Origin of the sequence: Haloferula sargassicola (genome assembly GCF_040362925.1) — a bacterium.
GTDB classification, from domain to species: domain Bacteria; phylum Verrucomicrobiota; class Verrucomicrobiia; order Verrucomicrobiales; family Akkermansiaceae; genus Haloferula; species Haloferula sargassicola.
The window spans coordinates 137,694-147,886 of sequence record NZ_BAABRI010000015.1 but is presented as its reverse complement, the minus strand read 5'-3'; the positions used below and the strand labels follow the sequence as shown (position 1 = coordinate 147,886).

Here is a 10,193-nt window from a genome sequence, read left to right as displayed (position 1 = left end):
CTTGAACTCGGGGTCGTGTCTTCTGCGTTTGCCTTTCATTTTGTGCGTGTTCGGTTCGGTTTGCGGTACCAACCCACGCTCCACAATCATAGCTTAACCATTGGACCGATTTTCGGGGTCCGGCTCACCCGTCGCCGTTGAACTCGGCGATCGCCGCCTTCCCATGATTCTCCGTAGCGGAAACGAAAACGGCAGGCGGGCCGGTCGATTCACAGGCTATTCACAATCGCCTTGAGGTTCTTCCGCATCGATTGGCAGATGCTGCTCCGCATTTCTTATCGGTCGCGAAGCTCACGGCGGCCGGGCCGCCTGGATGTGAACAAGTTGGGAAGAATTCGAGGAAACCCGATCACATCTTTTCAGGATACTGAAGCTCAACGAGTTTTAGTTTTGTTCACAGGAATTCCCAAGTGAAAAACTAGTGTTTGAATGATGAAGAGCCTCACGACGGCTCTGCAGGTTAACGCTGAATAAGATCGAGGCGAAAACGTCACCTTGGCACACCGCGTGAGTTTTCCCGGACTTATTCACAAGCCGGACGAACCTAACGGGTGACGAGGTTATCGCAGAAAATTGCCTAGCAGCCGGACACCGGCTTGCTGGCTTTTTTCCGGGTGAAACTGGGTGGCGATGAGGTTCCCGCGCCGAATGGCCGCCGCGAAGCGGGTGCCGGCATAGTCGCACTCCATGGCGATCAGATCGGAACCCTCCGGCTCCGGGTAGAAGGAGTGGACGAAGTAAAAATAAGGCTGGGCGCCGAGGCCGGCCCACAGGGGATCGGAAGGATCGAGCAGTCGGACGGCGTTCCATCCCATGTGGGGAATCTTGCGCCCGTCCTCCGGAAATCGGACGACCTTTCCGGGGAAGACGCCGAGACCGGGCACGCCCGGGCTTTCCAGGCCGGAGTCGAACAGCACCTGATAGCCGACACAGATGGCGAAAAAAGGTCGGTCGGCGGCGATCCACTGCCGGATCGGATCGGCAAGGCCGCGACGGTGGAGTTCGCCCATGGCATCCCCGAAGGCACCGACCCCCGGGAAAATAAGGTGGGTGACGCCGTCAAATCCCTCATCCCGTGCCAGCAACACCGGATCGAACCCGAGGGCCTGCACGGCATTGGCGGCGCTCCGGAGGTTGCCGGCACCGTAGTCGATGATTCCCACTTTCACCGGCATCTCAGAGGGCCTGCTTGGTGCTGGGAATGCCGGTCACGCGGGGATCGATGGCACAGGCATCCCGCAGCGCGCGGGCCAAGCCCTTGAAGATGGCCTCGGCAATGTGGTGGCCATCCCGACCGTAGAGCAGCTCGACATGGAGGTTGCAGCGCAGGTTGGAGGCGACCGCGCGGCAGAACTCCTCCACCAGGGTGAAGGGGAAATTGGGCGCCGAAGCCGTCGTTTCCGGGGCCCGGAACTCAAGGTGCGGGCGGTTGCTGAGGTCGATCACCACACGGGCAAGCGTTTCATCCATCGGCAGGTGGGCGCAGCCGTAGCGTTGGATGCCGCGCTTGTCGCCGAGGGCATCGCGAATCGCTTCGCCAAGCACGATCCCGACATCTTCCACGGTGTGGTGGTAATCAACCTCGATGTCGCCCTCGCACGTGAGCTGCAGGTCGAAAAGACCGTGCTTCGAGAACAGCGTGAGCATGTGGTCGAAGAACGGCACGCCGGTCTCGATGGACGAGTCACCGGAACCGTCGAGAGCGATGGAAAGCTCGATGCGGGTCTCGGCCGTGGCGCGGGAGCGGGTGGCGGTGCGTGGCATGGCTGCCGCGCATTGACAGCTGGAGCAGGCCGGCTGTCAACGCGGGGGTGGGTAAAGAAGGGGATGCGCTCAGGAATCCGAACCGGCGGTGACGCCTTCGGGAGCGATCTCCTCAAGCTTCTTCATGTAGGGCTCGGTCACCCCGGCGTCCTTGGCGGCCTTGAGGGCGGCGGCGGCGTCTTCGGGTTCCGGTTCGCCTTTCAGGGTCTTCCAGGCCTCGGCGTAGGCTTTGTCGCCATCGGGAATCGCGGAAACATCGAGGTCCTTCAGCTCCTGGTATTGCTTCGCCAGGGTGCCGCGGAGTTCGCGCATGCCTTCGATGTGCCAGATATTGACGGAGATCCAACGTTCGCCGGCCTTCTTCTCCTGCTCGAGCTGGGACTCGTAGCGCGCCATCTCGTCTTCGATGGCCTTCTTCGTCCGCGGCTTTTCTTCCGTGGGCATCCTCTTGAAGTCCTCGTTGCGCTTGATTTTGCGCTCGTCGAACGAACGGACTTGTTTGCCGAGCATGGTGTGGACGTCCTTGATCAGTTTCGAGACGACCGGGACCGAATCCTTGTACGCCTGGGTGGTCGGGAAGTCCGCGGCCAGCTTGTCCCACTGGCGGAGTGCCAGGATATACTGATCCTCATCGACGAGATCCTTGAATTTCTCGAACTGGACCTGGGCGTCGAATCCATAGGCGCGGGCCTCGCGGTCGTCGGCGGCGACGATCTTGCCATCGACCTTCGTGCCGCCCTTCTGGATGGCCTTCAGCTCTTCCTGAAGGGTGGCCTCGATCTTTTTCGCGGCCGACTTGTAAGAGGTATCGGGATAGGCGCTGAGGAATTTCTGCACCTTCTTGATCCGCTTTTCGTAGTCATCGACGCTCAGCATGTCGGGCGTGGGAACCAGTTCCTTGATTTCAGGAAACTCCTTTTCGTCCTTCGACTCGGCGACCACCGCGACGACGTCGGACTTGGCGATCGTCCGCTGGTCGCGGATGGACGGCGTGACCTGCACCAGGGCGACGTAGGAGTCGTCGGTTTCGGAGATGATGGTACCCTCGATCTTGGTTCCATCCTTGAGTCGGATGGTGTCGGCGCTGACGGCTCCAAGGAGCAGGGGAGCGAGAAAAATGGCGGCTTTTTTAGGATTCATGAGATTGAGGTCACTGGCCCACCAGAGCTTTCACATCGGCGGCCGAAGGCAAGATGCTTTCCTGTCCTCCGGGTGCAATGAATTTGATCGCTTGGGGGTCGGAACCCCCGGATTTCCGCTCAAAAGTCCGCAGGGGCAGCCGGGTGGCCGCCTCCCGGGCGTCCGGTGAAACCTGAGCCCCCACCCAGAGCGAGGCTGCGTCGAACTCCGACACCAGCGCGGAGACGGAATCCATGTAGATGATCGGGCTCCGCCCGAGGTCGGGCAACGAAGTGAGCCAGCGGATCAGGCCGGGCGGGACCGGCTCATCGAGCTTGGACAGCGACTGGAGGTTCTGGCGGACGATGCCGTGGGTCGAAGGGCCGAAAATCATGGCGCGGTCTTCGAAGGGGTAGGGGATGATGGCAAAGCCCTCGCGGCTTTCCGACAGCCGGTCCCCCTCGGGGTTGGCGAAGTTTTCCCCCAGCAGGGTCATGAGATCGCTGGCCCAGCGGTTCCACTGGTCGTCCAGCGTCACCGCTCCCAGATCGAGGGAGGCGCGGGCGGCGATGGCGTAGGTGAACGCGCGGCTGTCGCTCATCGGGTCGGGGTTGGCTCCGGGCCTCTCGTTGAGGAAACGGGCCTGCCCGAAGGCCTCGCGGCACTTTTGCCCGAGTTTCACGGCCTTTTGCTTCCACTCCCCGTCGCCCGTGGCGGTGTAGAGATGGCAATAGGCGGAAATCATCATGAAGCTGGCGGTGGCGGAGGGGGTGTCGTCCTTTTCCGGCTCCGGATGGAGGGTTTCCCGGGCCCTGAGGATCTTCTGGCGGCCGGAGTCCAGCAGTTGCTTCACCTCATCGACGGGCCGGCCGACCTTTGCGGCCACTTCCTCCGGACTCAGGGCCATGTGCAGGGCGTTCATGCGGAAGGTGCGGCGCGATGGGTCGGCCTCGGGTGGGAGGTTGCCGAGGGTCTTGATTTCGGAGGCCACCTTCCACACCGCGAATTCCTCGCTGCTGAGACCGAGAGACAGGTCGCCGATGGTCCATAGGGCGTGGGTCGGCTGCATCGCTGTCATGGCCCGGGTGACGGAGAACAGCCCGTCGTCATTGAGAAAGTTATCCTCGCTGAAATGGGCCGCCCGCTCGGCCAGGCCGACCGCTCCGGGGTAGCCGAGGAAATGGTGGAGATCGATGAATCCGGCAATGGCCTCCGCCTGGGTGATGCTGTCGCGGGTGGGAACGGGGAAATTCCACGAAATGCCGATGCGGGCCGGGTAGACTCCACCATCGAGCGGATCGATCATCGCACTCCGCAGCACCGAGGTGGCCAGGCCGTCGGCCACCTTGCGGCATTTCGCGCGCAGCGGCTCCGGCAGCGCCTGGGCATGGGACGCGCGGGCCAGCAACGACAGGGCTTCGCTGGGGAACAGGCCGCCGAGATTATCGAAGGTGTCCGAGGTATCGTCCCACAGGCTGCACAGCTCACGCATGCTTTCGGCCAAGGTCGCCAGGCGCTGATCGGGGTCCTTGACCTCGGGCTCGGGCTCGGGTGGGTTTTCCCGCCGGTGGTTCAGCTTGGCCAGGCTGTCATTGGTGACGTAGTCGGGTGACTCCCGCCACAGCCGCTCGATGACTCCCAGCGCCTGCTCGAAGCGATCGATCACCGCGGCGTCGCTCAGGTAGGACATCACTTTCCATGTCACCGGGGCACCATCGGGCGACAGCACGACCAGAAACGGAAACGCCACCGGCTCTCCCAGCTCGGAAGCCAGCGCGGCGCTCATCAACATCGTGTCGCGGCTGATCTCGCCATCGACCAGGACCGGGATGAAGTTCTTGTTCAGGCGCTCGACCAGCGCCGGCGAGGAATTGATCACCTTCATGGTTTCGGCGCTGCCGGGAAACCGCGCGGAGCCGACCAGGGCAACGATGAGGCGCTGGCTCTTTTTTGCGTCATCGAGCAGCGAGGGGCGCCAGGTTTGCCAGTGGACCGGGCTGCCGGCGTGGTTGCTGAGGAAGGTCGATGGAGTTCCGGCGAGTTGGTTCTCCTTGAGTTGCTGGGGGACGACCGGTGGTGCCGAAGACTTGGCGGCAGCCTGTTTTTTCCCGCCGCAGGCGGTGAGCCCGCAGGCAAGGGCGAGGGTCGCGAGGATGCGGTATGAACGGGTCATGAGTGAAACGGTTGCGCCGCCGGGGCGACGCGGACAACCTTGCAGAAAAGTCTTTCGCCCCTACAAGCGCAAGCTACGCTCAGCCGCGGTTTCCGGAGGATAGCAGCGTGATCAGTATTGCAATTTCAAGTCAGAAGGGCGGGGTCGGCAAAACCACCATGGCGATCAATCTCGCCCATGCCTTCGCCAGGGTCGGCTACCGCACGCTGCTCGTGGATGCCGACCCGCAGGGTTCCGTCGGGCTCTCCCTGACGCGCCAGTCGCGGCTGCTGTCCGGATTCTACGACTACATCTCGGATCCCGGGATCGCTCTGGAGCGCATCATCGTGCCGACCCGCATGGAGACCTTCAGCCTGGTGACCGCGGGGCAGGGCGGGGATTATGAAATCGGCGGCACGCCCACCGGCGTCCACCTTTCGCGGGTGCGGAGCTTCCTGCGGGCGGTCGAGGCGCGCGGCTACGACATCTGCCTGATCGACACGCCGGCGGGGCTGTTCGGCCTTACGGCGGACGTGATTTGTTCGAGCCACGGCGTGGTGATCCCCCAGCAGGCCGAGCCGCTGGGGATCCGGTCGCTGCCGAAGATGCTGGAGGGCCTGAACCGGCTGCGTGTCATCCACCCGGGGCTCAAGGTCATCGGCGTGGGCCTGACCATGGTGCAGAAGGACATGGAGGAGAGCCGCGACTCGGTGGAGGCGCTGAAGAACCTGCTGCCGGCCGAGCTGGTGCTGCGGACCATGATTCCGCGCGATACCTTGTTTGTGAAAGCGAGCGCCCGCGGCCTGCCGGTGGGCGTGATGGACGATGGCGTGGGTGCCCTGGCGGTGTTCGATTCGCTGCGCGCCGAGGTCGAGGCCAAGCTCAATCTCCAGCCCCCCGTGCCCCGCGATTGATCCGGCCATGGACCCGATCGTTTCATGGATGGACGCGGAAGCGGTGCGGCAGATGGCTTCCCAGCTGGTCGCTCCGATGACCACCACGGGGGTCGGCACCCCCGACGATGCCGGCTTCGACGAGACCTTCGTCGGCTACGTGGTCCCGGGCTCGCCGGGGCAGGGTGTGGTGCGTCCGCCGGCACCTCCCGTGGCGACCGAGGAAAGCCCCGCCGAACCGCCGCCGAAACCGTTTTTCCCGCCAGCGACGGCCGAGGCGGAACCCAAGGCACCAGCCCCGCCCCCACTGCCGCCTGCGCCCGAGCCGGCGGAGGAGGTGGAGCCCGTGCCGGCCGTGATCGCCGAAGAGCCCCCGCCGACATCGGACGAAAGCACGCTCGGCCGGCGCATGGCCCGCTTCCGCCAGTGGCTGGAGGCGAACTTCAAGTCGCGCGGTGCCTTTGTGCTCGACCGCGATGGCAACCCGGTGATCGATGATCCCGCCTTCGCAAAACTTCATTTCCTGGCCCGCAGTCTGGCGCAGGCCTATCGGCCGGTGAAGGGCGAGGCCGGCAACGTCCACGTCAAGATCGGCTCCGATGCCTTCCTGTCGGTGGTGCCGGTCGATACCGCCTTCGGCTGCCTGGTGCTCGGCGTGGTGCTGCCGACGCCGCTCGATGCCAAGGATGTCCGCACGGTGGCGGCCGCGCTCGAGCAGGTGGCGCGGCCGGTGCGCCACTGAGTTCAGTTCGTGCGCCGGTTCTGAATCATCAGGGCCAGGGTCGCGAGCCCGCAGGAGGCATTGATGGTGAAAAACAGGATCAAGGCCGAGGACTGGATGGTCGACATCTCGCGGCCGAACCACGGCTTCTTGTCGGAGAGGAAAATGTCGGCGGTGCGTCCGATTTCCTCGTTGCGGTAGTCGGTGCGGAAGGCCTTGGCCTCCTCGATCATCAGCTCGATGCGCTTGTTGACGAAAAAGTCGGACAAGGGCCGTGCCTCGGGAGAGTCGGGGCGGATCGGAAAGGCCTCCAGCTCAAGGCGGGTGCCGCCGCGGGCGATGTTCATCAGCGCCGATGCCCGGCGTTTCGCATCCGCCGGATGGGTGGCATCGGCTCCGACCAGCGCCTGCAGTGCGGATTTCATCACGTCAAATCGCTCGGCCATGTTCGGTGCCAGAGGCGGGGGCATGTCCTTGAGGGCGTCGATCCTGCGCTGAATGCGGATCCTTTCGAGGTCGAAGGGATTCCGCATGGCCTGGGTGACCACCATGCCCTCGAAGGCGTAACGCAGGGGCACGTATTTGGCGGGCACCGGAATGCCGCCGCGTTCGCGCTCGATCGTCGCATCCTGGAACAGGCCGCGGTTCATTTCCCGGAACGGGACCAGGGCGCCGGCCAGCAGCATCTGCGGGACCAGCAGCAGCGGCACCGCCGTGAGGGCACCGCGCTCGGTTTTCGCCACGGCGGAAACGAGGAGCGCCATCGCCGTGCCGGTGCAGGCGGTCAGGGTCATCCACTGCCACTGGTCGAGGAGCGTGCCGTGGATTTCCAGGATCCGGTGGCCGAGGAAGGTGTAAATGAAGCACTGCACCGAGGCCACCAGCGAGAGCGCGGCGAACTTGGCGAACACATAGAGGATCATGCTTCGCCGCGTGTTGCGCTCGCGCCGCAGCACCGGCCGGTCGCGCAGGATTTCGGTGGCGGAGTTCGTGAGGCCGAGGAACATCGCGACGGTGGCGGACAGAAACAGATAGGCGGGGATGTGCAGCGCGGTCTTGAACTCGTAGGGGCCCTCCGGTGAGGAGCGCAGCGTGATGGCGATCAGGGCCGCCAGCAGCGGCGACTCGATCAGGGTCGCGTAGAGCGTGCCCCGGTTGCGCAGCTTCGACCAGATCGCGCGGGCGAACTGGGTCCGGAAGACGCGCAGGTTTCCCCGCAGGGTGCCGCTGCCGCGGCGGAAGGTGGTCATGCCCCGGCCCGCGAGGTCGGGAAGGGTCTCGATCCGCGAAGGCGGCGTGCCTTTCGAGCCGAGCGAATGGATAAGCACCCGGCTCTCGTAGCGTTCCTGCCAGAAATTCGGCGGGAAACGGCGGGCGCCGGTGGGATTCTGTCCGCCCCCGATCTGGGCCAGCGGCGTCTCCAGCACGTCGAACACGAAATCCGCCCCGAGCGGCATCTTGGCCTCGATCGAGGGGTGGAGGATGCCCAGCTCGCCGCAGGCCTCGCGGAAATACTCGATCATCCCCACGGGCGAGCCAAAGTAGGCCAGCCGGCCGCCGGTATCGAGCAGCAGCACCTTGTCGCACAGCCGCAGGACGTTGGCGCCCGGGCGGTGGAGCGAGGCGATGACGATCTTGTCGCGCGCCAGCGAGCGCAGCGTCTCGGCGACGTGTTCGCTGTCCTTCGACGACAGCCCGGAAATCGGCTCGTCGAACAGAAACAGCTCCGCTGCGCTGCCGAGATCGAGCCCGAGGTTCAGCCGGCTGCGCTCGCCGCCGCTGAGCGTCTTTTCACCGGGTGCCCCGACCCGTCGCCGCGACAGGGCCTGAAGTCCCAGCTCGGCCAGGATGCCATCGGCGCGGCGCTCGATTTCGCTCGCCGGCAGCGAGGCCCGGCGGATGGCGGTGGCGTGCCGCAGGTGCTCGCGCACGGTGAGCTGGGGGTTGAGCGCCTCCTCCTGCGGCATGTGGGCGATGAAGGGCAGCAGGCTTTCGCGGTGGTCGTAAAGCGAGGTGTCGTTGAGCAGGATGCGGCCGCGGGTCGGCCGGCGGTGGCCGGCCAGAATGCTCATCAGGGTGCTCTTGCCGCTGCCGGAGGGGCCGATGATGCACATCACCTCGCCGCGCCGGACCTCGAACGACAGATTGTCGAGCGCCCGGCTTTCGCGGCTGAAATGGTGCAGCAGGTCCTCGACGCGGAGCACTTCGATCAGGTTCCGCTCCTCGTCGATGATGCCCTCACGGAAGCGGCAGCGCAGCGCCTGGGTCCGGGAAATGCGGATCACCGAGCCCTCGCGCAGCTCGGCCGAGGCGCGGACCGGCACGCCGTCGGCCAGCACCGGTCCGGCGGCCTCCCGCACGTAGACGTCACCCCGCTGGCGTTCGGGATCGAAGCGCACCCGCAGCACCACCCGCGGTGCCAGGCCGGGACTGAGCAGCAGGTCGCCGCGCTCGATCACCGCCGGGTCGTTCGAGATCCGGAAGTCGCGCTGGTCGGCATTCAGCCGGAAACGACCGCCCGCCTCCGCGGCCCGCCGCCTCAGGATGTCAAGCGAGGCCGAAAACCCGTGGTCCCCGCTGATCCGCTCGTGGTGGGTGCAATCGACCGGATTTCCCGGCACCAGCGGTCCGCGACCGACCACCACCGCCGAAGTCCGCCGCAGCGCCTCGATCTCGGCCGAGAGCCCGAAACGGATCCGGATCGTGCTCTGCCGGCTGCGCGATCGCTCGCTGATCCAGCCTTCCTCGGTGGAGGCGAGGAAAATCGTCGAGTGGTTGCCGGTCAGCGCCACGTTGAGGAAGAACACGAGATCCTCGGAGGTCAGCGTCCAGCCCGGTACCACCAACTGCTGGCGTGCCCGCATGCGCAGGAAATTCCCCGGCTCCAGCGAGCGTCCCCGCACCCAGAGGGGCGCCTGGCCGGTGTTGCGCAGCAGCACCAGGTCCGCCACGCGATAGACGCGAAAGCCGTGGTCCTTGGCCTGGGGAGGCAGGGCCACGTCGGCTTCCTCACCATGACCAAAGATCACCCGCTCGAAGGCCGCGGGGCTGTGCATCGCCTGGCCGGCCATTTCCTCGAGGATCTGGCGCGCGTGGTCGGGCCGGCCGAGCCGGCGCATGAAGACCTCGAAGGCCGTGCGGCTGCGCTCGCTGCGGCCAACCGCATCGACCAGCGTGTAGAGCTGCAGACCCACCGCCATCTTCTCCGGGTCGGTCAGGAATTCCCGCAGCTCGGCGGCGATATTTGGCAGCGGTCGTGGCTCGCGCACGGCCCGGCGCACCCGGCGGGCGAGCCACGAGTGGTCGGCTTCCGGAAAGGCACTGCGCAACAGGTCGAGGATCAGCTCCGCCTCGCCGGGGTCGAGCTTGCCATCGAGCGTGGCGAAGCCCGCGAAGGCATCCACCATCATCCCCAGCACCCGTCCGCTGGCCGAGCCCTGCGCCCGGCGCCCGAAGCTCCGGCGCGCCGGCCTGGGTGCCGGAGAGGCCGCTTCGGGGTCATCGTGGGGCCGGTCGGGCATGGCGCGGATGCTCGGTGAAGCAG

Annotated in this window: 7 protein-coding genes; 2 read left to right on the top strand and 5 right to left on the bottom strand. The window is 65.5% G+C overall.

What is annotated here, in order from left to right:
* Positions 1-560: 560 nt before the first annotated feature.
* The 4 genes from hisH to ABXH26_RS13955 all read right to left on the bottom strand — a co-directional run bounded on the left by hisH (position 561) and on the right by ABXH26_RS13955 (position 5,056).
* Positions 561-1,175, bottom strand: a complete 615-nt coding sequence (gene hisH / locus ABXH26_RS13970) for an imidazole glycerol phosphate synthase subunit HisH (protein ID WP_353567698.1) — start codon at positions 1,173-1,175, stop codon at positions 561-563.
* A 1-nt stretch (position 1,176) separates the two neighbouring features.
* Positions 1,177-1,764: an imidazoleglycerol-phosphate dehydratase HisB gene (gene hisB / locus ABXH26_RS13965; RefSeq protein WP_353567697.1), complete on the bottom strand. Its 588-nt coding sequence runs from the start codon at positions 1,762-1,764 to the stop codon at positions 1,177-1,179.
* 69 nt (positions 1,765-1,833) lie between these two features.
* Positions 1,834-2,904, bottom strand: coding sequence for a PTPDL family protein (locus ABXH26_RS13960; protein ID WP_353567696.1), 1,071 nt, complete (start codon positions 2,902-2,904; stop codon positions 1,834-1,836).
* 10 nt (positions 2,905-2,914) lie between these two features.
* Positions 2,915-5,056 carry a DUF255 domain-containing protein gene (locus tag ABXH26_RS13955; protein WP_353567695.1) on the bottom strand — a complete coding sequence of 714 codons (2,142 nt, stop codon included), beginning with the start codon at positions 5,054-5,056 and terminating at the stop codon, positions 2,915-2,917.
* Positions 5,057-5,058: 2 nt separating this feature from the next.
* Between ABXH26_RS13955 and ABXH26_RS13950 the strand changes: the two genes are divergently transcribed.
* The gene (locus ABXH26_RS13950; protein ID WP_353567694.1) at positions 5,059-5,949 is read left to right on the top strand and encodes a ParA family protein; all 891 of its coding nucleotides are present in this window, start codon (positions 5,059-5,061) and stop codon (positions 5,947-5,949) included.
* A 7-nt stretch (positions 5,950-5,956) separates the two neighbouring features.
* On the top strand, positions 5,957-6,670 hold the full coding sequence (locus ABXH26_RS13945) for a hypothetical protein (RefSeq protein ID WP_353567693.1): 714 nt from the start codon (positions 5,957-5,959) through the stop codon (positions 6,668-6,670).
* Positions 6,671-6,672: 2 nt separating this feature from the next.
* On the opposite strand, the gene ABXH26_RS13940 is transcribed toward ABXH26_RS13945, so the two are convergent.
* Positions 6,673-10,170: an ATP-binding cassette domain-containing protein gene (locus tag ABXH26_RS13940; protein WP_353567692.1), complete on the bottom strand. Its 3,498-nt coding sequence runs from the start codon at positions 10,168-10,170 to the stop codon at positions 6,673-6,675.
* Positions 10,171-10,193: the final 23 nt, after the last annotated feature.

Coding starts and splice junctions, on each gene's coding strand:
- hisH (WP_353567698.1), bottom strand. CDS start 1,175: ATGCCGGTGAAAGTGGGAATCATCGACTACGGTGCCGGCAACCTCCGG.
- hisB (WP_353567697.1), bottom strand. CDS start 1,764: ATGCCACGCACCGCCACCCGCTCCCGCGCCACGGCCGAGACCCGCATC.
- ABXH26_RS13960 (WP_353567696.1), bottom strand. CDS start 2,904: ATGAATCCTAAAAAAGCCGCCATTTTTCTCGCTCCCCTGCTCCTTGGA.
- ABXH26_RS13955 (WP_353567695.1), bottom strand. CDS start 5,056: ATGACCCGTTCATACCGCATCCTCGCGACCCTCGCCCTTGCCTGCGGG.
- ABXH26_RS13945 (WP_353567693.1), top strand. CDS start 5,957: ATGGACCCGATCGTTTCATGGATGGACGCGGAAGCGGTGCGGCAGATG.
- ABXH26_RS13940 (WP_353567692.1), bottom strand. CDS start 10,170: ATGCCCGACCGGCCCCACGATGACCCCGAAGCGGCCTCTCCGGCACCC.